This window comes from Arthrobacter sp. D3-18 (assembly GCF_054408525.1).
Genome location: NZ_CP096439.1, coordinates 144,901 through 171,641 on the forward strand (window position 1 = coordinate 144,901; position 26,741 = coordinate 171,641).

A 26,741-nucleotide genomic window follows, 5' to 3' on the forward strand; every position below is an offset into this window, starting at 1 on the left:
TTTCAAGGGCAGGAAGTTAACGCGGTGACGGCGGCGGGGTGCTCCCGCCGCCGTCACTTGTGTGTCAGTAGTGCTTAGGCCTCACGCTTGAGGATGCGGCTGAGATCGCGCTGCGTTAGCGCACGGGTGCCCTCAAACTGCGGGTCCTTCCTCAGCTCCACCACCAGGCCATATCCGAGGAGGGCGACGATCACGGTGAACGGCAGCGCCGACAACATGGCCGCCTGTTGGAGCGCGCCCAAGCCTCCGACGATGAGGAGAACCACCGCGCACAGGCCGGTGAGCAGGCCCCAGGTTGTCAGTACCGGCTTGGTGGGCTTGAGGGTTCCGCGGGAGGACATCATGCTGAGGACGTAGGTGTTGGCGTCGGCGCCGGAGACGAAGTACATCACCACCAGGAAGATCGCCACCACGGAGGTGATGCCGGACAGTGGGAGTTCGGCGAGGGTGGCGAAGAACGCCGAGTTGACGTTCTCCAGCGCTGCGGCCCCGATCTGGCCTCCGCCTTCCATGTCGAACTTGATTGCCGTGCCGCCGAAGATGGTGAACCAGGCGAAGAACACGATACTGGGGACGATCATGACGCCTGCGATGAATTGGCGCACGGTTCGTCCCCTGGAGATCTTGGCGAGGAAGACCCCAACGAAGGCACCCCAGCTCAGCCACCAGGCCATCATGAAGTAGGTCCACCACTGCATCCACTGGACGTCGTCAGGGGTGCTTGGCGTCAGCAGGCTCACCGCGAAGAATTCGGTGAAGTACTGACCGAGAGAGCGGAAGAACAGGTTTGAGATGAAGTTGGTCGGGCCGGTGAACAACACGAAGAGGGCCAGGCCGGCAGAGAGGACCATGGTGCCCTGGCTCAGGTATTTGATGCCGCGGTGGACGCCTGAGAGCGCGGAGAGCGTGAAGATTACCGTGATGACGGCGATGATCAGGATCTGGCCCACAAGGCTGGAGGGGACACCGAACACCCGGTCCACGCCCTCGCCGATCTGTGAGGCGCCGAGTCCCAGGGACGTGGTTGTTCCGAAGAGGGTGGCGATGATGGCGAAGATGTCGATCATCTTGCCGAACCAGCCGTCCACCAGCTTGCCGAAGACCGGGCGAAGCATCGGCGAGACCAGTCCGGCGTTGTTGCGGCGGTGTGTGGAGTAGGCAATGGCGAGGCCGAAGACCCCGAACACGGCCCAGGCGTGCGGACCCCAGTCGAAGTAGGAGAACTGCATGGCCCGTACGGCTGCTTGCATGGTGCCGGCCTCCGCCAGGCCGTGCGGCGGCGCGGCGAAGTGTGAGATGGGCTCGGCGACGCCGTAGCTGATGAGGCCGATGCCCATGACTGCGGAGAGGATCATCGCGAGCCAGGACCAGGTGCTGAAGTCGGGTTTTGCGTCGTCGGCTCCGAGGCGGATGGTTCCGAACCTGCTGACGCCAATGTAGATAAGGAGACCGATGCAGCCGAGGGTTACGAGGAGGTAGCTCCAGCCGAGGCTCTCGGCGACCCAGTTCATTGCCGCGGTCATGACGGCGCTCAGGTTTTCGGGGGCCAGTGATGCCCAGGCGGTGAACGCGCCGATGAGGCCGACGGATGTCCAGAAGACTGCCCCTGGCTTGTGCCGGAGGCGGTCGGCTTTGGCCATCGGGGTTTCGGTTGCCTGCTCAGTGGCAGCGGGGGAGTGCGATGCCTTGCTGTTGTCGCCCGTGCCGGGGGATGTTTTATCCATCAGGTCCTCGGCATTTTTGATGTGGGTCATGAGTGCTCCAAGTTGCAGTGGCGCTGCATAGGTTTGGGTTGGGGAGGCCTCCAAAAGTGGAGGAGGTAGGCGCCCGGACCAGTCCGTGGGGGCCGGCAGATCCGGGCAGCCGCTCGATGGTGCGTTCAGAGTTCTTCGAGGCGTGCGCCGTCGAAGAAGTGACCTGCCTTGTAGATCATGGGGTCCACGTCGGTGACCTCGGCGTGGCGTACCCGGCCAACGAAGATGGTGTGGGTCTTCGCCTGGAACCGTTCCTTAATCTCGGCCTCAAGCGAAGCGGCCGAGCCATCGATCAGCGGGACACCGTGAGGCCCTGCATGCCATTCAAGGTTGGCAAACTTGTCCGGAGTCTTTGAAGCGAACGTTCGAACGGTGTCGTGCTGTTTATTGCTGAGGATATTGATCCCGAAGTGCTCCGACTGGAACAGGGCCGGGTAGGTGGAAGACGTCTTCTGAACACACACGAGCACGAGCGGCGGGTCCAGCGAAATCGATGCATAGGAGTTGGCCGCAAGGCCCCGCGGCTTGCCGTCTTCGTCGACGGCGGTCACAACCGTGACACCAGTAATGAACTGCCGGTTGAAGCCCTTCATAACGTCCAGCGGAAGATTGCCGGTCAATTCATCCACCACCACATTCGCTGTCTCGTCCTCGAATGCCGAGTGGAGGGACGGAACGCCCAGGTCTGCCAGGAGTTCCGTGGCGTCCCAGGTGACACGTTCGTAGGCAATGCGGCCATCGCGCAGCGTGAGGGCGTTCGATCCGCGGGTCTCCACCACACGTCCCGTGGGCGGAACTCCGCCGAGCGGGTGCGTGAACGTGCCGGTGGTTGTCCAAAAAATGGCTACATCGTCGCCGTCTGCGATGACCTTGTCGATTCGGGTGGTGAGGTCCGGGAATGCCGCCCGGACCTCCAGGATTTCCTGCTTGAGATCATTCAGACCTGTGATTTTTTTTGTGCCGGCACTCTCACGCTGGTAGTCGGCAGTGACGATTGCGTCGAAAGCACTGACGTCACCCTCGTCCCAGGCTGCGGTCCAAGCTGCGGTCAAGGTGTGGTTGATTGTCTGTTGCATGCCACAACCGTAAATCTAAGTGTGATCCACGTCAATGCCCATCCCGGAAACAGCGAGAAAACGGGACTTAGTTGGAACTGCTTGACGCTCACCTTGTATGCAACGTAGGTTTGATGCATGCATCAGACTCTTCAGGTAAAAACCCCAGATCAGGGGAACGGGAACCAGGGAAGCCTCCTGGACAAGCTCCGTAAGCTCGTCCTCAGCGGTGAGTACCCTCCCGGAGCTCCCCTCCCGGAGCTGTTCCTGGCTGAAGAGTTCGATGTGAGCAGGACGCCCGTCAGGGAGGCGCTCAAGCAGCTGGAGAATGAGGGCCTGGTTGAGATCCGGCCAAAGGTTGGCACGTTCGTCCGGATACCCACACGGCGCGAAATCGTCGAACTGTTCCAGCTGAAGGAAAGCCTGGAGGGCCTGGCGGCCAGCCTGCTCGCCAGGCGCGGCCCCGTGCCGGAGCTGGACCGGCTCCGACGCAACATTGAAGAGTCAGAGGGGGCTGAGCGCAGGGGGGACAGCGCAAAGTATGCCGAACTGGTCCATGAGTTCCACTGGACCATCGTGAACGGCTCCGACAATTCAAAGCTCCGTGAGCACTACGGGCGCCTCATGAACCAGCTCGCCTACCACCGGATTGTCCTGGAGACCGTTGAGCGTCCGGCCCGGATGCGGGCCTCCATCCGGGAGCATCAGTCGGTTCTCGACGCGATCCTGGAAAAGGATCCCACCGGAGCCGAACTTGCGATGCGCGGCCATGTCAATGCCTCAAGCCTCGCCGCGGCCCGTATCGAAACGCCCGAGCTGGGCACCGAAAATTGAGAAGCCCTGAATAAGTCCATCCCCTCTTGAAAACGGATTGACCACGCGGCTACCGCATTTTCTGCTTGTTGCCTGTTTTCGCGGGCGGAGTAAACGAAAGGACCTGCACTGTGTGCTCCCCAACTCCCATTGACTCCCGATGGAAGGACCCGAACCTTGTCTGATTCAACTGTGACTCCCCGTTCCGCTGACGGAACGGACGCTCAACCGACCGCTGCCATTGAAGAACTCGCCCGAGGAATCGGTGTCCGGAAGATCACCGTCCTCACCGAAGAACTGCTGCGTGACGGCAAGGGTTCCCTGCCCACCAGTGTTACCCGGGCGGCCGCAGCCGCCATTGTCGGCAACCCTTGGGCCGGCTCGCCGGTCTCGACGGACCTCGCGTCTGAGACCGAGCGGATCGCTCCGGTGCTCGCCAAAGTCCTCACCGGTCGCCTCACCGCAGCACTGGGTGGGGCCGGCGAAGTTGAGGCGTTCGGCAAGTCGGCCGTAGTGGGCCTCAGCGGTGAGGTTGAGCACGCCGCGGCGTTGATCCACACACCGTTCTTCGGCAATCTCGTCCGCGAGTTCCTGGAAGGCACGTCAATCCTGTCCTTCTCGGACGACCGCGCCGAACCGGGAACCTCCATCGCGGTGCCCATGTGGCACAAAGAGGCCGCCTCCACCCGCAGTCACTACCAAACCCTGACGCTGAGCCTGAGTGATGCGCCACACCCGGATGAAATCGTCGTGATCGCCGCAGCCTCCACAGGCTCTCGTCCGCATCCCCGCATTGGCGACCGAACAACTGACCGACCCGTAACCGCTGAAATACTGGAGGGAATCCTGCCGTGAATATCCGCAAGATCGTTACTTTGTCCGAAGAAATCCTGGCCGAGGGCGGTCGTCCCGTCACACCCTTCGCCCGCGTCGCCGTCGCCATCGCCGTCGTCGAAAACCCCTGGGCAGGCCAGGGCTTCGTCGAGGACCTCACCCAGGGCATCGATGCAACCGCCTCAGACCTCGGCGCCCTCCTGACTCCCAAAGTCATCGAGGCGCTTGGCGCACCGGTCGAGGCTTACGGGAAGGCAGCCATTGTCGGCATCGAGGGGGAGGTGGAGCACGGTTCGGCACTGATCCACACACTGAAGTTCGGTGACCACTACCGCAAGGCCGCTTCCGCAACCACTCTGCTGCCCGCCGTCGAGAAACGCGCGCCGGCCGGTACCGTGTTCGATATTCCGATGAAGCACATCACGGATGCGACCATCCGCTCCCACCACCAGACCGTCGAGGTCAGGATCTCCGACGCTCCCCACCCCGGTGAAATCCTCATTGCCCTTGCGGCCTCCGCGCAGGGCCGGCCGCAGGAGCGCCTGGCGCCCCTCTCCACAGAGCAATGACGCAAACGCAGGAAACTCCCGTTGCCCTCCTGCACGGGGTGGGCCTTGATGCCACCATGTGGGCGCCCGTCCAGGACGCCCTCGGACGTGAGTCGACAGCCATCGACCTGCCCGGGCACGGGAAGCAGCCGGCGCTGACGCAACCCGTCACCCTGCAGGAAATGGCCGACGACGTGCTGACGCGGCTCCCAGAACGATCCCACCTCGTGGGCTTCTCGCTGGGCGCGCTGGTTGCCCAGTACATCGCGAGGTTCCATCCCGCCAGGGTCAAGACACTCACCTGTGTGAGCTCTGTCTGTCAACGCACCGATGCCGAGCGCAGCGCGGTCAGCGCCCGGCTGGCATCGGCCGAAGCGCACTTCCCGGCAACGGTTGAGGCTTCGATCGACCGTTGGTACTCAGGGACAGCTGTGCCGCAAAGCGTCGTGGACGCGACCCGCCGGACGCTCGAGGCAAATGACGTGCAGTCGTTTGTGCACGCCTACCGCGTCTTCGCCCTGGGGGACGGGGTCATCGCCGATGAGCTCAGGCGTATTGAGGTGCCGGCACTGGCCATCACCGGCGAGTACGATCCGGGGTCGACGCCGGAGATGACCAGGCGCCTCGCAGCTGCAATCCCGGGCGCGAAGGCTGTCATCGTCCCGGGTGCGCGGCACATGCTTCCCGTCCAGGACGCTGATGTCCTGGCCCGGGAAATCAATGAGTTCATCAAAGAATCCGAAGGAGTACGCGCATGACTGTTCGACTCGACCACTTCATCGGGGGTACCTGGTCTGCTCCCGCCGGCGGGGAATATTTCCCCAGCACCAACCCCGCAACACTCGAGGTTCTCTATGAAGCTGCCCGGGGGAGCGAGGAGGATGTCCGGCGCGCCGTGGCAGCGGCGAAGACCGCATTTCAGTCGCCGCTCTGGCGTGACCTCACCGCAACGAAGCGAGGCCACCTCCTGCGCCGCCTCGGTGACCTCATCGGTGAGCATGCCGAGGAGCTCGCCGAGCTTGAGACCCTCGACAACGGCAAGCTGCTGCGCGAGATGCGCGGCCAGCTCGCCGGCCTGCCGGAGTACCTGTATTACTACGCCGGGCTCGCGGACAAGGTCCAAGGCAGCCAGATCCCCACGAATTCACTCGCGATGCTCAACTACACCCAGCGCGAACCGCTCGGCGTCGTTGGAGCCATCACGCCGTGGAACTCCCCGCTGACGCTGACCACCTCCAAGCTCGCCCCTGCGCTGGCTGCGGGCAACACCGTGGTCATCAAGCCCAGCGAGTACACCTCCCGGACCATCCTCCGCGTCGCCGAACTGGCCTCACAGGCCGGATTCCCCGACGGCGTGGTGAACGTCGTCACCGGCTTCGGCCAGGAAGCCGGGGCTGCACTCGTCAGCCACCCGGACCTGGCAAAGATTTCCTTCACAGGGTCCACGCAGACCGGCGCCCGCATCGCCGCGGAGACGGCCTCACGCTTCATCGGCTCCACCCTTGAACTCGGCGGCAAGAGCCCCAACATCGTCTTCGGCGACGCAGACGTTTCGAATGCCGCCATGGGGGTCATCGCCGGAATCTTCGCCGCAGCAGGACAGACCTGCATCGCCGGAAGCCGGGTCTTTGCCCACCGTAACGTCTACGACGAACTCGTTGAGCGCGTCGCAGAACGGGCAGCATCCATCATCATCGGTGACCCGCTCTCGGCCGCTACCGAGCTCGGACCCCTGGCCTTCGGTGCGCAGCTGGACAAGGTCAGCTCCTACGTCAACCTTGGCGTCAGCGAGGGTGCAACGGTCCGGACCGGGGGCCGCCGGCCCGAGATCGATCTTCCGGGGTTCTTCTTCTCGCCGACCGTCCTGACCGACGTCGATAACTCCATGCGCGTTGTGAGAGAGGAAATCTTCGGCCCCGTTGCAGCGATCATGCCCTTCGACTCGGAGGACGAGGTGGTGGGCCTGGCCAATGACACCGAGTATGGCCTGGCCGCCGGCGTCTGGACCCAGAACCTCGCCCGCGCCCACCGCATGGCCCGCAGATTGGAGGCAGGCACGGTGTGGGTCAACACCTACCGGGCCATGTCGCCAATGTCACCGCGGCAGGGATTCAAGAACTCGGGTGTGGGCATCGAGCACGGGCTGGAATCCATGAACGAATACACCCGGCTCAAGAGCATCTGGATCAACACCGACGAAGGACCCGTCTCCGACCCCTTCGTCCTGCGCAGCTGAAGGAGCCACCCATGCCACTCATTGAAGTCTCCATAGCCCGCGGCCGGACCCCGGAGCAGCTCCGCGCCCTCATCGCCGAACTGCACCGGGCGGCAGAAACCGCCGTGAGTGCGGTTCCGGACAACACCACCGTCATCATCCGCGAGATCGAACACGAACACTGGTCCCGCGGCAACCAGACCATCGCCGAACGCAATGCAGCACCCCAAGAAGCTGCTGCACACAACGAGGCACCGCAGAACGCCGCGGCAGAACAAAGGAGTCACTAATGCGCTTTTCACTCTTCGTCCACATGGAACGCTGGGACGAAACCGTCTCGCACCAGGAATTGTTCGAAAACCTGACTGAACTGACGCTCATCGCCGAAGCCGGAGGATTCAGCACCGTATGGATCGGTGAACACCACTCCATGGAGTACACCATCTCTCCCAACCCCATGCCCCAGCTCGCCTACCTGGCCGCCCGCACATCCAAGATCCGGCTCGGTGCGGGCACCATCATCGCCCCGTTCTGGAACCCGCTCCGCGTAGCCGGCGAAACCGCACTCCTGGACGTCATCAGCAACGGCCGCATGGAAGTAGGACTCGCCCGCGGCGCATACCAGTTCGAGTTCGACCGGCTCATGGGCGGCATGTCCGCAGTCGACGGCGGCAAGCACCTGCGCGAACTCGTCCCGGCAGTGCGCAAACTCTGGGAAGGCGACTACGCACACGACGGCGAGGTCTGGCAGTTCCCGACCTCCACCAGCGTCCCCAAGCCCATCCAGAAGCCCACCCCGCCCATGTGGATAGCCGCCCGCGACATCTCCTCCCACGAGTTCGCCGTCGCCAACGGATGCAACGTCATGGTGACCCCGCTGATGAAGGGCGATGAAGAAGTCGAAGACCTGGCACACAAGTTCGACACCGCCGTCGAGAACAACCCCGGCGTCCCCCGCCCGGACCTCATGGTCCTCCGCCACACGCACGTCCACTCCGAAGACGAGCCCGAGGGATGGCGGCGCCCGGCAGAAGCCATCCAAAAGTTCTACCGCACCTTCGATGCCTGGTTCGGAAACAAGACCACCCCGAAGAACGGCTTCCTCGAGCCCAGCCCCGAGGAGAAGTTCGCCGACCGCCCGGAGTTCACGCCCGAATCGTTCCACAAGACTGCCATGATCGGGACACCCAATGAGGTCACCGAGCGTCTCCGCCGCTACGAGGCGCTCGGCGTCACCGAGTTCAGCTTCTGGGCTGACAACAGCCTCACGCATGAAGAGAAAAAACGCTCACTCAAACTCTTCATCGAACACGTCGTGCCCGCCTTCCAGGAACAGCCCGCAACCGCGGCACACTAGGCCCAGCCGGCTGAGCACATCATCGCCCAGCCCATCGGGGCAGCTGAACAGGGAGAAGACGCCTGCCCAGAACTGCTGGCCAGGCGTCTTCGTGACATCCCTCTAGCCCGTGGCAAGCGGCCTTCCCCCAGCTAACAAAAACGAGGGGGTCATCGATCGCGCTTGAAACGCGACAACACCTTAGATCGACCAGAACGAAGTGAGCCAAAGCTATGTCCAACCAAGCAGTGCCGATATGGGCTGTCCAGCGGGTCGAGACAGTTCTTGCCTCTGAGTAGCTGTAGGCCGCCGTCCAACGAATACTGTTCTAGCCCGGCGCACAGGTTTGAGTGAGCGTCTTGTCCGGCGATGCCTAAGCCAGGCGGCGGGAACAACACCTAGAGCACCACACCCGAAGCGTCTCCTGGCCGACCCTGCAAAAAACGTGAGATGCGCTGAGACAAGGGCGCTTCCCCACCTAACGTGAACGCCGAATGGATATTCCGTCAGCGGGGTAGCTCCCGGGCAACAGTAGCGGTGGATAAACCTCACTAGTCCTGTATCGCTGACTCTGACTCGTGAAAATGAAGACCGCTGCTGCCAGCGTTATGGTGACCAACGCTAAGACCGGCAATCCGTGGTGCGGAACCAATGGAAGAAGATGGCGCTAGCCGTAGCCAGCGCCATCATGGTCCGAGCCCAGGCGCGCGTGGTTCCTTCGGGCTGTAGGCCGGTGTCGCCATGGAGGGCGGGACTCTTCGATCCTTGGTCGGACACCTGTCAGCGTAAGAGAACTACGATTAGAAGTCGGGGAAGATTATCGACATCTCCTCGGACACCGCCTTGGCGGGAGGGCAAAATTCTGTGGTTGCGGTCGCCGCTATTTTGCCGGAAGCCTTTCGAAAAGGCGGTATTTGCCAAGCCTTGGCTGAGGAGGGAATTTGGTCTTATCAAGCCGTATAGACTCCGGGCCGGCACCATGGACGCCCATGATTGCTGCGCCCGTTCCTTCGAATGTCGAGAACGGACTACTTCATGAAGCCGTAGCAGTCGTGGAGCAGGCTCGTTACGGGCCTGCTCCACGATGTTGCGCTATTAGTTTGACGGAATGAACCAAGCATCGCTGGGTTCATTTTGGACAGTGATGGATTTCAGATGGGTGTACATGTTCAAGGTTTCATGGCAGTACTCGCTGCCGATGCCACTCTCTTTGAAGCCACCAAATGGGGATCCAGAGGCGAGGTTGAAATAGGAGTTGATCCAAACTGAGCCTGCTTCCAACCGGTCCGCCGTGGCCATCGCGTTCTTCAGATTGGATGTATACACGCCCGCGGCAAGGCCATAACGTACGTCGTTGGCTTCGTGGATCATCTGGTCGAAGTCGTTCCACCGGATCACAGTCAGGACAGGACCAAAAATCTCTTCCTGGGCGATGGCCATATCATTGGTGGCCTCGAAGATGGTCGGTTCAACGAAGTAGCCATGTTCGTGCCCTGGCACGGTGACGCGTTTGCCGCCGGTCAGCAGCTTGGCACCCTCGGCAAGACCCTTTTCGATGTATCCGAGGACGCGAAGGCCTTGCTCTTCGGATACGAGTCCTGACAATGTCGTTGATTCCTCGGTCGCGGACCCTACGCTGATCCGCTTGAACGCGGCCACCATCTTCTCCATAAATTCGTCGTAGATGTCGTCGTGAACAAAGAGACGGGTCCCGGCGAGGCAGCTTTGACCATTGCAATAGAGTGCGGCGAATGAGGCGTTGTCCACAACGGCGTCGAGCTTGTCAGTGTCCGGGAAGACAATATTCGGGCTCTTGCCACCGAGCTCAAGTGACACTGGAACCAGTCGCTTGCTGCCCGCTGCTGAGATGATACGGCCAACCTCGCTGCTGCCGGTAAACGCCAGTTTGTCCACCCCTGGGTGAGCGGTAAGTGCAGCACCTGCTTCTTCGCCCATTCCCGGGACAATGTTGATGACACCAGGAGGGAAAATCTCTGCGATGAGTTTTCCCAGTTCCAGCGTGGACAGGGAAGCGTTCTCGTCCGGTTTGAGGACCACGGTGTTTCCCGCTGCTACTGCCGGGGCGATCTTGAACGCCGCCATAATCGCCGGGACGTTCCATGGGATTATTTGACCGCACACTCCGTATGGTTCGCGCTTTGCGATGAGGTAGCCGTTGGGAATTGGCCGGCCCCATCCCTCGTGCGTGATAGCAGCTGCTGCGAAGTAGCGGTACTGGTTGATGGCGAACTGGTGGTCGAGGGCCGTTTCGCCGACTTTTCGGCCAATGTCCCGTGCGTCGATAAGGGCAAGGCGTGAAAGGTTCGCTTCTACGGCGTCAGCGAGTTTGAGCAGCAATGCTGCGCGTTCCTCGGCGGCGAGGGCTTTCCAGCCAGGGAAGGCGAAGCGCGCAGCCTGAACGGCCTGGTCAATCTCGGCAGCGCCGCAGCGGGCGATATCAGCCAAGTGTTCGCCAGTACCTGCGTCGATGGCTGGAAACGAGGGTCCGCCGATGGTGGTGAACTCGTTATTGATGAATGCACCGTAAGAACGGGATATTCCGGTTGCGGAAATTCCAGATGTTTCGGTTTCTTGGGTGTCAATGCTCACTGGTGTTTCCATTTCTGGGAGAAGCCATGCAGGCTGCTGGAGGGCAGCAGCTCCAGGCCGTGCCGGGTGGGTCTGTATGGATCAAAAGACAAGGACGGGCTTGATTGCTTTGAGGGCCTTGGCGTCATCGCATGCAAGGTTGATGTCGTCGAAGTCGTAGCGGCTGATCAGCTTGTCGAAGGGGAACCTGCCTTGCTTGTAAAGTTCGATGAGTTGGGGGATGAAGATCTCGGGAATGCTGTCGCCCTCGCAGATGCCCCGGATCGTGCGCCCGAAGATGAGGTTATTCATGTTGATGGCGGCCGTCGTGCCCATTGGAGAGGCGCCGATCGTTCCGCAGACGCCAGTAACCATGAGCGTGTCGACCGCCTGTACAAGGACGTCTGGCCGCCCCGTGGATTCAATGGTGTACATGAACCCTTCGGGAACGATCCGGGCGAGCTCGGGCATGACGTCAGCAGCTCCGGCATTGATTGAGTGTGTGGCACCTAGTTCCTTGGCCAGTTCAAGTCGCCCGTTGTCCACGTCCACAGCGACGATCGTGGTTGCCCCTGCGACGAGGGCGGCCATCACGGCGCTTAGTCCGACACCGCCTGCACCAAATATGGCTATCGACGAGCCTGCCTCAACCTTGAGCGAGTTCAGAACGGCCCCTGCTCCGGTTTGTATTCCACACCCGAGGGGTCCGAGTATCGCCAAGTCCACCTCAGGATCGACGGGAACAACGTTGCGTTCGCTACACAGGGCATAGCGTGAAAATGAGCTCTGACCGAAGAAGTGGGCAGCGACGTCGTTTCCATCATTCGTCAGCGCCGTGCTTTCGTCCAGCAACCGGCCTTTGAAGTTCCAGTCGTAATAGTGCATGCAGTAGGAAGGAAGGCCGCGCAAACAATTTCGGCAGCTGCCGCACGATGCGAAGCCAAGGACAACGTGATCCCCGACATTTACCTTGGTGACGCTGCTGCCGATCTGGCGCACGACTCCGGCCCCTTCATGGCCAAATACCGCCGGGAATGAGACGGGAAAGAACTGCTGTTGCATGATGATATCGGTGTGGCAAACACCTACTGCACTGACTTCTACAATTACTTCATTCGGTCGGGGATCCCTCAGTTCGAGGTCCCGTATTTCGAAGGGCGCATCTTTTTCGGGAACGATCGCGGATCGGGTAGTGAGCGGCACTGTGTCTCCTTGCAGCGGGTAATAGAACTACAGTGACACTCCTCACGTGCCGGGCACTATCCGCAAGCCGACAGCCTTAGCCGGAATGCGACAGCATCAATGACGGGCAATGGTGGCCGAAGGTAACTCACCGAACCGCTCGCGGTAGTACTGCGCAAATCTGCCGGGATGGTAAAACCCATGTGCGGCGGCGATATCGGTGACCGAAGTACCCCGATCCGATTCCTCCAGCAGGCGGCGCACGCGGTCCAGGCGTTTGGTCCTAAGATATTGTGCCGGCCCCACGCCCAGGGCCTCACGGAAGGCTCTCTCCAGGCTGCGGGCACTGACCCGCATTCTGACTGCGATGTCCGCGACGTGAAGAACCTCGTATTCGGGCAACGAATCGATCAAGGCAATAGCCTCAGACGCAAGGCCTTCGATACGCCTTTCCGCGGTTCCGAACAAGTGCGAATAGTTGTGGGGATGGCTGTACAGGAGCAGGTCCATAGCCAACTGCTGCAGGTATCCAAGCCCCGAGGGTGGCAATACCCCGCGCTGCGAGGACATCGTCAAGATTTGCGACCAAAGGGCTTCCAGTTCCGGAGAGAAGTGCTGCAACTCAAAGCGGACGTCATGGTCCAAGGAAACACCCAGCAGTTTTTCGCAGTGCGATTTGACGTCCAGAGGGTCCAGCCGCAATGACGACTGTGCAAAGATCGCGTCGAAAGAGAACCGGGTTGGACGCCCTCCGGACACGGTGACAGTTTGTCCTGCCTTCCATTGCAGTTCCTGATCCTGCTGGCGTACGCTTCCGGTCCCCCGGACCGCGTGCATGACCAGGATCAGATTATCCAGGTCGTCGGCGTCCACGTCCGCTCTTGCACCGTATTCGAGACCGACCTGAGCAAAGCTGTGGCTGACGTCGGCGCGCAGGCGTGTGCTAACAGTTGTGGCGCGCCGGTCCAGCATCAGCTGGTGCGGGCAGTAGACCCCGCTGACAGCCTTAATCGCCTCATCCGGATCTGTCGTGCTGACATTGATCACAGGTTCTCCTCTTCGGGACAACAACCAACAGTTCAAGCTAGGCTCGCGTCCCCGGCGTGTGGAGCCTTCATCTTCGCATCCCGCCGAAGGAGCCACCGAGGCCTCCGCATTACTCTGGGCGGCGGACATACAAGGATGTTTGTCGGGCTTCTCGATGATCGTCCCACCGATTCGATCTCGAGCACTGCTGTTGCTTCCTGCCCGACGTAGAGCTTCGAGCGGAAGTCCACTGCGGGATGCACCCGTGGTGCCGCGCTGGAGTACTCCTCAACGAGGCCGAGGCGCTTGAACAACCGCGCGTCTTAGAGGGCGTCCCACCCACTCCGTGGCGAGGCTCTGCTAACTGAAGGAAAAGTCTCTGATGTTATAGCTAAGGTGACTGCGCAGCAAACTAATGACCGCTTCTTGGTCATGGCGGGCAAGAGCATCGTAGATGTCAGTGTGCTGCTGTCTGAACAGGTTCAGGGCAGGATGGTTCCCCTGCATGATGGGGTTCACCCGCTTATACATTGCAAGCTGATTTATCTGCCACAGCGAGGAGAAAAAGTTCGAGACAGCCTGGTTATTGAGGGTTTGGACCAAAGCGCCGTGGAAAGCTTGATCTGCGGCCTGGTAGGTGTAGTAGGCGTCGAGGTCCTCGAAGTCGGACGCACTGTTCATGATGGCGAGATTCTCCAGCATCGCGTCCGGCGGCCGGACGGAATGGTCCCGGGCACAGAACTCAGTGGCGGCAAAGGACTCAATCATGAATCGTGCACCGTAGGCGTCACGAAGGTCACCAGAATTGACCTCCCTGACCTGGGCGCCGCGTCGTGGAACAAGCGTGATGAAACGCTCGCCTTCAAGGCGATGGAAAGCTTCTCGGGCTGGGGTGCGGGAAACCCCGGTCGCCTCACACACCACCGCCTCGTCTATGAAGGTTCCGCCCGGAAGCGTTCCGTCGATAATGGCACGGCGCACCCACGAGTAGGCCTTTTCGACAGCTGTTGTCTTCATACCAACCTCCGTGGACCGGTTGGGGCAAAGTCCAGCCATAGCCGTCCTCTGACCCGCATAGTACGTACTGTGAGAGCCTTTCTCCCGGATCTCGGAAGCAGGTTCTCTAAATATACATGGCGTATGCCCTTTACATGCATTTTTTCTGAACCTAAAGTGTGATCTAGAACATCAATATTCTCGCCGTGCACGACGCGTATACATGGTGGATTTCCAAGGTGGATAGTCGTCGACAAGGTGGCCGACGCCTGTGGCTCCCTCTTCCTCTCTCACTTCCAAGAATTGGAGCATTATGAAAAATGTGTTGAAGCACCGCGCGCTGATCGGCCTAGGGCTGGTCGTTTTGGCAGGCACCTCCGCCTGTTCGTCGAATGCGAGTCCGGATGAGACCGCTCGCACAGTAAAGGAGGCTATGAACAAAGTCAGCTACAAATGCGATGCTCCGGACAACGCGGCCAAGACAAAAGTTAGTGTCACAGCCCTGCCCATTGTCAGTAACAGCGCCCTTTATGCCGGCATAGACAACGGATACTTCGAGAAGCACGGGCTGGATGTGGGCATCTCAACAGTCAGCACTGTCCCGGCAACGATTGCAGCAGTGCAGGGCGGCACGACGGATTTTGCGTTCACTGGAAATATAGGCATCTTCCAGGCCGCCGACCAAGGCATTTCGTTGACCATCGTCTCGTCATTCGCCGGGATTGCGCCCAAGTACTGGGAGAAGATGCAGGCGGGGGTACCAGGGTTTACCCGCGAAGTTAGTGCCCTCCTGGTGGCCCCTGACAGTGGCATTAACAGCCCTGGAGACCTGAACGGCAAAACGGTGGCCATCGCCGACTCCAAGGGTCAGGCTGACCTCATGACCCGCACAGTTATTAAGAAACACGGCGGTGACCCGGACAGCGTCAAGTACACCGTCATGAACGCTTCGGATGCCATCAACGCCCTGATGGCTGGAAAGGTCGACGCCGCGTATTCCTACGAGCCGGCGATGACGCCGGCAGAACAAGCAGGCTATCGCATCATTTCCTGGCCCACTGTTGAGACGCTACAGGAAGGTCCTACGTCTTCCATCGTCGCTTCCAGCCAATTCGTCATCGACCACCCGGAGACTGCAGCGCGCTTTAACTGCGCCGTGCGGGAAGCAAACGCTTTTGCGAACGCCAACCCGGACACAATCCGCACTATAACTGCCCGGGAACAAAAAGTCGACCCCGCACTACTGGCCAAGGCGGTCGTGCCCTACTTCTACGAACAGTTGGACGTGAAAGGCATCACCCGCTACCACGACCTGGCGAGGGACTTCGGCTTCATCAGCTCAGACCTCGATATTGAGTCGATTGCCATCCCGCAGGCTCTGAACCAGTAACCGTGAGGTCAACCAATGACTAGCAAGCGCATAAGTGAAGCTACTCAGAATGTAGCCTACGGTATAGCCGGCGCCCTGATCTGGCTCGGCACATGGCAGTGGTTCACCACAGCGGGGCCATTCGCAGGGATTGCCGGGTTTCCCACGATGACAGGATCCGTTGCTCAAACTTTGGGCCTGATCTGGGAACCAAGCTTCTGGGCCGCGGTCGGCGAAACCCTCAAAATGGCGTTCGCCGGACTGAGCATCGCCGTCGTAGCCGGGCTAGTGGTCGGTCTGATTACCGGGCTTTCCCATTGGTCACATGAGGCATTGGACCCAACAATCCAGTTTCTTCGCCCACTTCCGCCCGTCGTCATTCTCCCACTCGTCCTGCTGGTGCTCGGGCCGACCACGGAACTTGGGATTTTCCTTGCGGCCTTTGCTGCCGTCTGGCCTATCCTCGTCCAGGTCCAAGCCGGGGTCCGAGACGTTGACCCGATTGCGCTTGACACAGCACAATCGATGTCGCTGACCTGGTTCCGAACGCAGACCGCCGTGGTTATTCCCAGTGCAATCCCGTTCATCATCACCGGAGTAAAGATTGCAGCCAGCGCCGCTCTACTGTTGTCAATCGGCGCGGGCTTGCTGGCTGGGGCCCCAGGACTGGGGAAACTCATCCTCATCGCTCAAGAAGCCAATCAATCGGATCTCGCCTTTGGCCTGATTCTCTGGAGCGGTGTACTTGGTACCTCGCTGGCGTTGATTCTGACCTGGGCCGAACGCACTCTGGTGCGTGGGCGCCGTACCCTTGAGGAGTATTCGTGAACGCCCTTCGCAAGGTTGTCTTCGGCGGCCTCATTCCCGTTGCCGTCATCGCAGGATACTCGGTTTTGACGACAACGTCCCGTAACCCGTACTTCCCCAATCCGGCCCGGATCATGAACCGGTTCCAGAAGTTATGGCTGTTTGACAAGGTCCCCACTGACGTCATTCCCAGCCTGACAAACTTTATCCTCGGGTACGTCATAGCAGTTGTCAGCGGCGTAGTTGCCGGGGTCGTTCTAGGCCGCATCAAGCTGCTGCGCCTGTTGTTCGCTCCGCTGCTCGACTTCGCGCGCTCGATACCCCCAATCATGCTGATTCCCCCGTTTGTTCTTCTGCTGGGAATCGGTGACGAATCCAAAGTCGCAATCATCGCTTTGGGAGCCTTCTTCCCAGTGGTTCTGGCGACCATGGACGGTCTACGGCGCACAGATCCGGCACTGATTGACGTCACCCGGTCTTTGCAGTTGTCCCGATGGCGGGAGCTGCTCGTTGCGTGGATTCCATCTGCAGGGCCGCAGATTGCGGGCGGGATGCAGACTGGCCTCCAATTCGCCTTCATCCTCATGGTTGCCAGTGAAATGCTGGCTGCTACACATGGTCTGGGCTACCTCACTATGCAGGCCCAGGTCACCTTCGACTCTGCAAGCGTTTGGACCGGCATCCTGATGCTCGCCATTCTGGGCTTCGGGTTGAACACCCTTTTCGTTTTGGCACGCAACCGGATCCTTCGGTGGCACGTACAAAGCCGTGCTGCCGCCCGGGCCCGATAACCAGGAAAGTCTGACAAATGAATCTCATCTCTCCCCTCCGTTTGAGGATTGACGGGCTGTCCAAGACCTACGGGACAGGACCAACTGCTAACGAAGTCCTTCGTGATATCACCTTTGACGTTCACACTGGCGAATTCGTCTGCCTGGTAGGACCGTCAGGAGCCGGCAAGACGACATTGCTTCGATGCCTGACAAGCCTGATGCCTCCAAGCGCCGGACAGGTTCTTCTGGACGGCAAGGCGCTGACAGGACCCAGCCCAAAAATATCCATCGTTTTCCAGGAGTACACCCGCTCCCTGATGCCTTGGATGACCGCCGAAAAAAATGTGGCGCTTGCCCTCTCGAACTCGAAGCTCCCACGCGAGACGGTAAAGAAAATGAGCAGGGACGCTCTAGCAAGTGTTGGCCTCAGTGGCTCGGAATCGCGGTATCCATGGCAGCTCTCAGGCGGCATGCAGCAGCGTGTCGCTATAGCCCGGGCCCTAATCACCGATCCCGAAGTCCTCGTCATGGATGAGCCCTTCGCATCGATCGATGCACAAACCCGCCTGGAGCTGGAAGACCTGACGCGGCGGCTCCAGATTGAGCGCAAGATGACGGTCATGCTGGTAACCCACGATATCGATGAGGCTGTCTACCTGGCAGACAGGATTGTCGTACTTTCCAAAAACCCGGCAACCGTTCAAGAAATCGTCCAAGTTGATCTCGGGACGGAGCGCGACCAGTTCGCTACCCGGGAAAGCCATCAATTCGGGGAACTTCGGTCCCACGTTCTAGGGCTCATACGCGAAGCACAAAACCGAGCGAAAGCTGAAGCAGCCAGTAGGCAAAAATAGTCACACCACAGGGCCAAAACGCCGGTCGCTCTATCTCGGCGCACCCCTGTGTGTCGTTCCCGGGCCGCCAAAAAGACAAACCACCACTCACCTCAAGGAAGACCCCAATGGACATGATCAGTACAGACTGCCCGGCCTCGTCTAAGGGCACCGCAGACAACACCTACGGAACACACGCGTGATCGCCGCCGTTGGCCAGTTCGAAGCCGGCACCGACGTGTCGGCGAACCTCGAGGCCTGTATTGAACTCGTAGATCAAGCTGCAGCCCGCGGCGCAGAGCTCGTAGTGCTTCCCGAATTGAGTATGTACTTCACCACGGATTCGGGCGACATCTTTTCGGCTGTCGCCGAACCCCTCGACGGCAAGTTCGTGTCAACTTTGGGCAAACGGGCCGCCAAGCACCGTATGCACGTCATCGCAGGCGTCTTCGAGTCCAACCCTGAAGGCCTCCCCTACAACTCCATCGTGTCCCTGGAACCGACAGGAAAAGTGATGGGAACCAACCACAAAACCCACCTTTGTGACGCCTTCGGCATTCGAGAAAGCGATGCGATCACGCCGGGAACAACGTCACAACCGTTTGTGGAAAAAATGGGGGAGCTGTCGGTGGGTTCCTTCGTCTGCTATGATCTTCGCTTTCCTGAAAGTGGCCGCCGGCTGCTTGATGCCGGCGCCGAGGTCATGGCCGTTCCCGCGGCGTGGATCAGTGGTTTCGGGAAAGAGGACCAGTTCGCCACACTCATCAAAGCCCGCGCCATCGAGAACGTTTCCTATGTTCTGGCAGCAAACCAAACAGGTCCCTTCCGAAGCGGGTATTCCATGATCGTGGATCCTTTCGGTGTCGTCCTAGCCTCGGCAGGTGAGGGCTTCGGCGTGGCGACAGCCGAAATAAGTGCAGCGCGGCTGAACGCGGTTCGGGGCAAAGTCCCTGCGCTCCAGCACCGGCGCTTCGACATCGTTCCGACCGCAGCCGCTGCAGCGTCTCTGGCCTAGGACAAGCACCAACCTCCATCCCTGCCGGGCACTGCTTTCAATCCGATTGCGAAAGTCAGCCAGGACAAGGGGCCTGGTAACGCATCGACTGCACATCACGGAGGCTAAGGACACGCCCTACGGGCTCGCCTCATATGTTTTCACCCAAACCTCCCCAAGCCCATCGCGGCATTATTAGTCGGAATAAGACACTCCAGCCTCAGCCGCCAAGGCGCACCGAAGGACTGCACGCCTAACAGGAACGCAATCAACGTCCGGGTTACAGTCGGAGGTGCCGTGATCCATCCCGGTGACGTGATCATGGGAGACGCCGATGGTATAGCCATCATTTCCCCTAAAGAAGCGCTCTCGCTCGCCACGGCACTCTAGGCATGGGAGAGGGGCGAACCTGCTTTGAAAAAAGGATCAGGACCGGAACTGAGCTCTTGGAGATTTCCGGAGCAGCTGACTTGTTCCGGAATTCTGAAGTCAGCTGACGATCCACCACACCTGCTAGCCCGCAGCACCGACATCAAAAATTCGAGGATCAGGAACAACGTCGTGAACCACTATAACCCCCGAAAAGGTATCTGGCTGGCTACCGGCAGCCTAGCTTCAATCGAAATCGCAGCATCGATGCCAATCGATTACATTGTCTTCGATGCAGAACACAGTGAGATTTCGGACTCCGCTCTGAACGTCGCCATCGCTCTTGTCCACGCCAAAGGCGTGGAGGTTTATATAAAAGTCCGGTTGCCCTCTAGGGAACCCATTCAACGCTGCCTCGACTTCGGAGCGGACGGCGTCATCGTTCCGCACATCACCTCCCCCGAGGAAGCGAAATTGATGAGCAGCTACGCCAAATATCCGCCCTTGGGAGACCGAAGCCTCGCCGCTGAACGGGCATCCGGATACGGCATGCAGCTGTCCCCGGGCTGGTGGGAGGACCAGAACCACGAGACAAAATTTTTCGCCCTGATTGAAGATGCTGAGGCCCTGGAAACAGTGAAGGACATCGCGGCATTACCATCCGTAGACGGGCTCTTCCCAGGCGCCGTTGACCTGGCCATCCGTCGCGGCAGGGGAGTGGACACCCGATCAGAGGAAGCGCTCACGGATCTCCAAACGATCGTGACAGCAGCGCATGCTCATGGAAAGTCTGTCATGATGGCGGCCTGGAACCCCGAGGATCAGCGGTTCGCCGCTGAAAATGGTGTTGGGGACGTTTTGATCTCCTCGGAATACTCGGCATTGATCGGCGCCTTCCAAGACGACATTGAAGCGGCCAACAGCATCTTCGCCGGAAATTCCACGTCGGGAGCATGATAGTCCGTCACTGCCAACGCGTGCACGGGTCCTTGAATTTACGCCCTTGCGGCGTGACTTCCAACGAGTCCGTCGCCGCACCGCTTCATTGAGGACAGTAATGCCCCATAGAGGCCGGCGACGGTTCCAGGTCAGGAACTCTCTAATATTCGCCCGGAGATGCCTGTTCGGACGTTCGGCTACCTCAGGGTTATAGGGTGTTCTGCCCTGGGTCATCAGACGCTTACGCAAGCCTCGGCCCCACGCTGGTGCGTTTTCCGCGCAATTCTCCAGAATTGCTTCGTTTTCGGCCCGCCTCGGCTCCCGGCAGCGGGACCGGTGCGCGCTTCTTCCGCGCTCTGGTTTGCAGGTCAACCCTTCGTCGGGCCAGAGCCTAAGGACCCGCTTCCTGTTCAGCAACAGACCGTCCCACTCGGGCCAGGCCAGCAGATGCCAGCGCACCTTCCGCCAGCCCACGTGGGGTGCCGTCCGGCGATAGCGCGAAGGCCAGCAACGGAGCTGGGCTTCCTCGAAGCCCATTTCAGAGTTCTTCTTGGGGAACGCGACCGGTTCGCCCCAGGATTCCTTCACTCGACATTCTTCTGGTTCATGTGAGTTTTTGCGACCGTCATCTAAACTCAATGTGAGGCCCGTTACAGTACTCTTGCAGGCAGCGCCGTCGGAAAGTCCTGCATATCAGGAAGGGGATCGTGGTGAACTGCTCTGAGGCCAGATGCTCATATTGGCCTGGTGCTGCATGGTAGGGCGGCAGGATTCGCCGTCGTGGTTGCCGCATTAGAAGGGGGATCATGATCGAAGTCAGTACTGGTGATCCCCAAGAAGCCGTCTCTGCGGTCAGCCGCGTCTTCTGCCCTCACGAGCTGCAGCTTGATCCCCGGTCGAAGAGCTTCACCACGCGTCTGCGCGCCAATGCGGGGGGCGGCCTTGCGTATGTCACTTTGGAGTACGGTGCGAAGGTAGAGGTTGAACCCGGAACCCTCGTCGGCCTGACTTCGGTCACGCATGCGGTCCGCGGAACTGGCACCGTGCGCCAAGGCTCCCATGCGGAGGAATGGCGCGGCGGTCAAACCATCATTATCTCAGGCGACCGGTCCACACAATTTGCTTTCGACTCCAGGTTCTCCCAGTCAACCATCCGGATGGACACTGCGGGGCTCCGGCAGCACTGCGAAAAACTACTGGGGACCGGCCTCGACGACGACGTTCGCTTTGCGCTGCAACGTTTTTCCGGGGAGCTCGAAGGTCTGTGGTCACAAATTATGGCCCTGTCTGCTCAACGGGCTGTCCTGCCGCCGTCCGGGGTCGGCTACCTGCAGAAATTGGCGATGGATCTGATCCTCTACCGCCATCCTCACAACTACTCCCATCTGTTTGAAGTTGAAGGGCGCAGAAGACCACGGTTGGCCGGCGAGGCAGTTGCGCTACTGGACGCCCTGCCCGATTACGAGCTCCTCACCGTATCTGAGGTCGCCGGCAGAATTGGGGTCAGTGCACGCAGTCTTGAGAGAGCTTTCCATGAGGCCTTCGGAATGGGACCGAGTCAGTACCTGCGGTCGAGGCGGCTGGACAGAGTGCGAAGAGAGCTTGAAGGGGCCCCTCGGGGGGCTTCGGTCACGGACGTCGCAGTGGCGCATGGTTTCTACCACCCGGGGCGGTTCGCCAAGTATTACCGGGAACAGTTCGGCGAGACACCCTCGACGACGGTAGCCCGCGTGGGCGGTGTGTCGCATTCGCGGCTAGACGGGTCGATATCTGGATAGTCCCGCAGTTGGTGGCGTGACATCGTACTTTCATCCGCCGCAGCATCTGCTGCCGGACTTCCCGGAAAGTGCGCTCTGAGAGGTATGCCTTGACCATTCAACATGAAACTTCAATCGATGACCCGATCACGTTCAGCGTCATCACGAACCGTTTTCGAGCAATCGCTGACGAGATGGCACATGTGCTTGAAAGGTCGGCTTGGACGTCGATCCTGGCTCTGGCCCGGGACTTTTCGTGCGCGATCTATGATGCCGACGCCCGCCAGATTGCGATTGCCGACGGGTGTCCGATGCAGACCGCCTCGCTGAGCCTGGTGCTAGAAGCTCTAAAGGAGCGTTACGGTTCCGATATCAATGAGGGAGATCTCTTCATCGCCAATGATCCGTACTCCGGCAACGTCCACATCGGTGACTTTGTCACGATGGCACCAGTTTTCGCGGGCGGCAGGCACTTAATGTGGGTGTTGGCCCGAGGACACCAGATGGACACTGGAGCAGCGACACCGTCGCAGGCAGACCCGTCCTACACGTCAGTCTTTCAGGAAGGCATATCCATCCCTCCGTACAGATTGATTGAAAGAGCGGTGTTCAAGGAAGACTTTTTCTCGTTGTACCTTTCGAACCTTCGGTACTCGGAATCAGTTGAGGGCGACATGCGCGCAATGATCGGATGCACCGAGAAGGGGCGCCGAGCTCTGGTTCAGCTATTCGATGACTACTCTGTGGACACGGTCACGGACTACGCCAATCAGCTCATCGCTTACTCTGACCGACGTATGGGCGAGGAGATCCGGTCCATGCCGGACGGCGTGTATACTGCCGAGGCCTGGCTCGATGACGATGGTGTCAACGTGCGAAATATCCCCATCCGAGTCACCGTTACCATCGACGATGACACCGTGACAGTCGACTACACCGGCAGCGGGCCCCAGGCGCAAGGTGGCGTTAATGCAACCGAAGCTACTGCCCAGGCCGCGGGCACGCTCCCCTTCCTTTACTACATCGATCCGGACATTCCCCTGAATGAGGGATGCCTTCGCCATATCAAGGTGATTGCGCCCAAGGGAACGGTCGTCAACGCCGAATACCCGGCCTCTACAACCTGTGCGACGTTCTGCCCGGCGGATTTGATGCAGGAGGTCGTAAATCGGGCTTTGATTCAGGCCATGCCGGACCGTGTTCCCGCCGGCGGAGCCCGTTCTGCGAACTTGCAGCAGATTTCGGGGGCGGAAGACTGGTCCGGCATCCCTTGGGGGTTTCTGAACCTCAACAATGGAGGCGGTCAGGGCGCATCCCGTGGAGTAGACGGCTGGCCGCTTTTCTACACCATGGCGGGCTTGGGCGGAATGAAGATACAGCCGATCGAACAGCTTGAGATGCTCTTCCCGGTGAGAATCGAAAGGAACGAGGTAGAGCAGGATTCCATGGGCTTCGGTGAATGGATCGGAGGACCAGGAAACAGATTTGTTATTACTCCGCTGAAGGGCAGCTTCAATTGCGTTACCGGTGGTGATGGATTCGCTAACCCGCCTTTTGGGGCGTTGGGCGGGACCGCCGGCATCGGGGGTGGCCAGTATGCCAATAACCACCGGACGAACTCCCGTCGCTACATGTCCGCGAACGCCGGCGTCGTAATTGATGGAGATTCGGAAGTCTTGGTCGGAGTTTCAACTGGTGGAGGAGGGTTTGGACGTCCGGAGCACCGGGACGCCGAGCAGGTCCGAAAGGACGTCATAGACGGAATCATCTCCTGGGAGGTAGCCCGTGATGTTTTCGGCGTCGCATTGACGGCTGAGGAGATCCCAGTGGTTGAGGTTGAAGCAACTGCACAACTGAGAAGGTCCCTGTCTGAACGGATCGTCGCCCCAATCACTCCTGTGGAAGCGGACTCGTCGACCTGGCGGGCGACCGATATGCGCGACGGCGATGTGTATCTTCCCAACCCTTCTCTTTTCTGAAATCACAACGACTGAACGGAATTTGAACAATGACATGGCGTATAGGCGTAGACATTGGCGGCACCTTTACAGACTTCACCTTGATCGGTGAAGACGGGTACATGGTGCTTTGGAAAGAAGAGTCCTCACCGTTCGACCCGGTTGGAGTGATTAGACGAGGCTTGGAGGCCTTGGCCGACCAGATGGAACTCACTGTCACCAAACTGCTTGCACAGACTTCCCTGTTCGTTCACGGAACAACCGTGGCCACAAACATGCTGATCCAGCGGAACGGCCCGGAGGTCGCGCTCCTGTGCACCGAGGGATTCCGCGACGTTCTTTACTTCCGCGACGGGTTCAAGCCGAACCAGTTCGATATGAGCGTCCAACACTTTGCACCACTCGTCGACCGTTGGCTTAGAGTCGGGGTTCCAGGCAGGATCGACAAAGACGGCAACGAAGTCAATCCGCTTGATGAAGCCGCCGTCCGGGATGCAGCCGCGAAGTTTAGGGCCGCCGGTGTTGAAGCAGTAGCTGTCTCCTTCCTGTGGTCAGTTCTTAACCCGACGCATGAAGAGCGCGCTGCAGAAATACTTCGCGAGGAATTGCCGGGAGTTCACGTCATTACGTCGAACACCATTCTTCCCGAGATCAGAGAATGGCAACGTACTTCATCGACGGTCCTAAGCGCCTACATAGCCCCTAAGATCCGCAGCTACCTTCGTGAACTCGAATCCGAGTTGGAACGCTTAGGCTTGCGGAGCCCCCTGCTCATCATGCAGATCAACGGCGGTTGCGCCCGTGTTTCGGAGATTGTGAAGCGGCCAGTAAACATTCTCGCTTCTGGCCCGGCAGCCGCCCCGGCAGCAGCCCGTTATCACAGCGAAGGCGCCGGGAATAACGTGATATCGGTTGATATGGGCGGTACGAGCTTGGACGTCTGTTTGATCCGAGATGGTGTCACCACAATGAGCCGGGACATACAGGTGGAGAACCAGCCCATCGGAGTTCCGGCAGTGGATACCCATTCAGTGGGCGCCGGAGGAGGCTCTATTGGCTGGATCGATAACGGAGGCGCATTGCGGATCGGACCCCGCAGCGCCGGGGCCGTTCCTGGCCCGGCCTGTTACGACAATGGAGGTGTCGAGCCAACAGTCACTGACGCGAACGTCATTCTCGGCTTTCTTGATCCTGACCGCTTCCTAGGCGGAAGGCGTAGGCTGCGAGATGACCTGTCGCGCAAGGCAATTGATGAGAAGATCGCCGGACCGCTCGGGCTGGACACGGTTTCGGCAGCGGCGGGCATGATCCGGGTAGTCAATTCCAACATGGTCGCGGCAATTCGAAGTGTTTCGGTGCAGCGCGGGTTGGATCCGCGTGGATTTTCGCTGGTGAGTGGCGGTGGGGCGGGCGGACTGCATGCGGTGGAACTGGCACGCGAGCTTGGGATCTCGACCCTCTTCATTCCGCTGCAGGCCGGTGTGCTGTGCTCGTTCGGCATGACGGTTACCGATGTTCAACACGATTATCTTATGGCCGGGCATGCTTACTCCACCGACGACGATGCAGCCGAGCTGGCGTCCGCACTGGAGCGACTTGAGTTGGAGGCTAGGAATCAGCTCATGGAAGAGGGCTTCGACGAGGCACGGGTTCAGCTCCGTCGGGCTGTCGACGCGCGTTATCCCGGCCAGGTACACGAGCTCACTGTTGTAGTTCCGGCTTCGGAGCGGCTAACGCCGGCGGCACTGAAGGCAATAGCCACGGCTTTTAACGAAGATCATCTGAACGAGTTCGCGTACAACAGGCCGAATATGCCAGTCGAATTCCTTCACTGGCGCGTTGCTGCCGTCGGGTCGCTTGGGAAATCCGTCGGCACAACTTCAGAACCGGTCACCACCAAGGATTCTGAACCAGTTGCGATTCGACAGGTGTATTCCCTCGTTAGGGATGAAATGACGGAAGTTCCTGTGTACGAGTCGGTTGGGGTAGGTATCGGCAGCCGCATTGAGGGGCCCGCCGTACTTTATGCGCCCACGACCACTATTGTGCTCGCTGAGGGGGACCGCCTCACGATGCACGGAGCAGACGGTTACACCATCGATGTGGCCGCCAAAGATGACCGGGGTCGTTCAAACCAGCCCGACCGCGTTCAGATCTCTGTTGCGTCCTGAAAGGGTTGATATTGCGATGACTAATGACAGGGCACACCAAGTTTCCACCCAATTGCTCCCTGACGGATTCGACGACCTATGCGAGGCCTGGAACGCGCATGATGTCGACCGCATCATGTCCCATATCCATCACAACTGTCTCTGGTTGGTGTCCTACGGCTCGGGCGCCGAAGGCCAGCGGTGCGAGGGTGCTACCGCCATTCGAGACGGCTTGGCCCGATTTTTTGCGAAGTATCCGGATGGAGAGTTTTCGGATATGTCCGTCTTTCTCACCGACGGAGAACGTCTGGCCGTCAGTTGGATCTTTTCCGCCACTGTCGAAGGCCAATGGGTCAGCAAGCGAGGCTGCGACCTCCTTGAGTATGCGGACGGGAAGCTGATCTATAAGAATGCGTTCCGCAAGGAGTATGTGAGATAAGCGGG

The 26,741-nt window shown here is 59.8% G+C and carries 25 protein-coding genes; 18 read left to right on the forward strand and 7 right to left on the reverse strand.

Going from position 1 to position 26,741, the window contains the following annotated elements; translation table 11 throughout:
• Positions 1-74 precede the first annotated feature (74 nt).
• Positions 75-1,754, reverse strand: a complete 1,680-nt coding sequence (locus tag M1D89_RS00655) for a BCCT family transporter (RefSeq protein WP_498643818.1) — start codon at positions 1,752-1,754, stop codon at positions 75-77.
• Positions 1,755-1,879: 125 nt separating this feature from the next.
• Complete coding sequence (locus tag M1D89_RS00660) at positions 1,880-2,830, reverse strand: flavin reductase (RefSeq protein ID WP_498643820.1); 951 nt, start codon at positions 2,828-2,830, stop codon at positions 1,880-1,882.
• Between the two features lie 117 nt (positions 2,831-2,947).
• On the opposite strand from M1D89_RS00660, the gene M1D89_RS00665 reads away from it, so the two are divergent.
• The 7 genes from M1D89_RS00665 (at position 2,948) to M1D89_RS00695 (ending at position 8,576) form a co-directional block, all read left to right on the forward strand.
• Positions 2,948-3,643 carry a GntR family transcriptional regulator gene (locus M1D89_RS00665; RefSeq protein ID WP_498643822.1) on the forward strand — a complete coding sequence of 232 codons (696 nt, stop codon included), beginning with the start codon at positions 2,948-2,950 and terminating at the stop codon, positions 3,641-3,643.
• Positions 3,644-3,862: 219 nt separating this feature from the next.
• Entirely contained in the window at positions 3,863-4,477 is a 615-nt protein-coding gene (locus M1D89_RS00670; RefSeq protein ID WP_498643947.1) for an amino acid synthesis family protein, read from the forward strand.
• Positions 4,474-5,025, forward strand: coding sequence for an amino acid synthesis family protein (locus tag M1D89_RS00675; protein ID WP_498643824.1), 552 nt, complete (start codon positions 4,474-4,476; stop codon positions 5,023-5,025). The genes M1D89_RS00670 and M1D89_RS00675 overlap by 4 nt, the downstream gene beginning before the upstream one ends.
• The gene (locus tag M1D89_RS00680; RefSeq protein ID WP_498643826.1) at positions 5,022-5,762 is read left to right on the forward strand and encodes an alpha/beta fold hydrolase; all 741 of its coding nucleotides are present in this window, start codon (positions 5,022-5,024) and stop codon (positions 5,760-5,762) included. Before M1D89_RS00675 ends, M1D89_RS00680 begins: the two co-directional genes overlap by 4 nt.
• Entirely contained in the window at positions 5,759-7,240 is a 1,482-nt protein-coding gene (locus tag M1D89_RS00685) for an aldehyde dehydrogenase (protein ID WP_498643827.1), read from the forward strand. Before M1D89_RS00680 ends, M1D89_RS00685 begins: the two co-directional genes overlap by 4 nt.
• 11 nt (positions 7,241-7,251) lie before the next feature.
• Positions 7,252-7,509 carry a tautomerase family protein gene (locus M1D89_RS00690; protein WP_498643829.1) on the forward strand — a complete coding sequence of 86 codons (258 nt, stop codon included), beginning with the start codon at positions 7,252-7,254 and terminating at the stop codon, positions 7,507-7,509.
• Positions 7,509-8,576, forward strand: coding sequence for an LLM class flavin-dependent oxidoreductase (locus tag M1D89_RS00695; RefSeq protein WP_498643832.1), 1,068 nt, complete (start codon positions 7,509-7,511; stop codon positions 8,574-8,576). Before M1D89_RS00690 ends, M1D89_RS00695 begins: the two co-directional genes overlap by 1 nt.
• A gap of 600 nt (positions 8,577-9,176) precedes the next feature.
• On the opposite strand, the gene M1D89_RS00700 is transcribed toward M1D89_RS00695, so the two are convergent.
• From M1D89_RS00700 to M1D89_RS00720, 5 genes are all read right to left on the reverse strand, one after another.
• The gene (locus M1D89_RS00700) at positions 9,177-9,332 is read right to left on the reverse strand and encodes a DUF202 domain-containing protein (protein ID WP_498643833.1); all 156 of its coding nucleotides are present in this window, start codon (positions 9,330-9,332) and stop codon (positions 9,177-9,179) included.
• Positions 9,333-9,650: 318 nt separating this feature from the next.
• Entirely contained in the window at positions 9,651-11,177 is a 1,527-nt protein-coding gene (locus M1D89_RS00705) for an aldehyde dehydrogenase family protein (protein ID WP_498643835.1), read from the reverse strand.
• A gap of 69 nt (positions 11,178-11,246) precedes the next feature.
• Positions 11,247-12,347, reverse strand: coding sequence for an NAD(P)-dependent alcohol dehydrogenase (locus tag M1D89_RS00710; RefSeq protein ID WP_498643836.1), 1,101 nt, complete (start codon positions 12,345-12,347; stop codon positions 11,247-11,249).
• A 96-nt stretch (positions 12,348-12,443) separates the two neighbouring features.
• A complete protein-coding gene (locus M1D89_RS00715; protein WP_498643838.1) occupies positions 12,444-13,373 on the reverse strand; it encodes an AraC family transcriptional regulator in 930 nt (309 codons plus the stop codon).
• A gap of 339 nt (positions 13,374-13,712) precedes the next feature.
• Positions 13,713-14,369 carry a GntR family transcriptional regulator gene (locus M1D89_RS00720; RefSeq protein ID WP_498643840.1) on the reverse strand — a complete coding sequence of 219 codons (657 nt, stop codon included), beginning with the start codon at positions 14,367-14,369 and terminating at the stop codon, positions 13,713-13,715.
• 412 nt (positions 14,370-14,781) lie between these two features.
• On the opposite strand from M1D89_RS00720, the gene M1D89_RS00725 reads away from it, so the two are divergent.
• The 11 genes from M1D89_RS00725 to M1D89_RS00775 all read left to right on the forward strand — a co-directional run bounded on the left by M1D89_RS00725 (position 14,782) and on the right by M1D89_RS00775 (position 26,736).
• Positions 14,782-15,738 (forward strand): ABC transporter substrate-binding protein, encoded by a 957-nt coding sequence (locus M1D89_RS00725; protein WP_498643842.1) that lies wholly within the window; start codon positions 14,782-14,784, stop codon positions 15,736-15,738.
• 15 nt (positions 15,739-15,753) lie between these two features.
• Entirely contained in the window at positions 15,754-16,545 is a 792-nt protein-coding gene (locus M1D89_RS00730) for an ABC transporter permease (protein WP_498643844.1), read from the forward strand.
• On the forward strand, positions 16,542-17,315 hold the full coding sequence (locus M1D89_RS00735) for an ABC transporter permease (protein ID WP_498643846.1): 774 nt from the start codon (positions 16,542-16,544) through the stop codon (positions 17,313-17,315). Before M1D89_RS00730 ends, M1D89_RS00735 begins: the two co-directional genes overlap by 4 nt.
• A gap of 17 nt (positions 17,316-17,332) precedes the next feature.
• The gene (locus tag M1D89_RS00740; RefSeq protein ID WP_498643848.1) at positions 17,333-18,151 is read left to right on the forward strand and encodes an ABC transporter ATP-binding protein; all 819 of its coding nucleotides are present in this window, start codon (positions 17,333-17,335) and stop codon (positions 18,149-18,151) included.
• 178 nt (positions 18,152-18,329) lie between these two features.
• Complete coding sequence (locus M1D89_RS00745; RefSeq protein WP_498643850.1) at positions 18,330-19,145, forward strand: carbon-nitrogen hydrolase family protein; 816 nt, start codon at positions 18,330-18,332, stop codon at positions 19,143-19,145.
• 246 nt (positions 19,146-19,391) lie between these two features.
• The gene (locus M1D89_RS00750) at positions 19,392-19,514 is read left to right on the forward strand and encodes an RraA family protein (RefSeq protein WP_498643949.1); all 123 of its coding nucleotides are present in this window, start codon (positions 19,392-19,394) and stop codon (positions 19,512-19,514) included.
• A gap of 246 nt (positions 19,515-19,760) precedes the next feature.
• Entirely contained in the window at positions 19,761-20,450 is a 690-nt protein-coding gene (locus M1D89_RS00755; protein WP_498643852.1) for an HpcH/HpaI aldolase family protein, read from the forward strand.
• A gap of 788 nt (positions 20,451-21,238) precedes the next feature.
• The gene (locus M1D89_RS00760) at positions 21,239-22,210 is read left to right on the forward strand and encodes an AraC family transcriptional regulator (RefSeq protein WP_498643854.1); all 972 of its coding nucleotides are present in this window, start codon (positions 21,239-21,241) and stop codon (positions 22,208-22,210) included.
• A gap of 89 nt (positions 22,211-22,299) precedes the next feature.
• Positions 22,300-24,168 (forward strand): hydantoinase B/oxoprolinase family protein, encoded by a 1,869-nt coding sequence (locus tag M1D89_RS00765; protein WP_498643856.1) that lies wholly within the window; start codon positions 22,300-22,302, stop codon positions 24,166-24,168.
• A 29-nt stretch (positions 24,169-24,197) separates the two neighbouring features.
• Complete coding sequence (locus M1D89_RS00770; RefSeq protein WP_498643858.1) at positions 24,198-26,318, forward strand: hydantoinase/oxoprolinase family protein; 2,121 nt, start codon at positions 24,198-24,200, stop codon at positions 26,316-26,318.
• Positions 26,319-26,334: 16 nt separating this feature from the next.
• A complete protein-coding gene (locus M1D89_RS00775) occupies positions 26,335-26,736 on the forward strand; it encodes a nuclear transport factor 2 family protein (RefSeq protein WP_498643860.1) in 402 nt (133 codons plus the stop codon).
• The last annotated feature ends 5 nt before the right edge of the window (positions 26,737-26,741 follow it).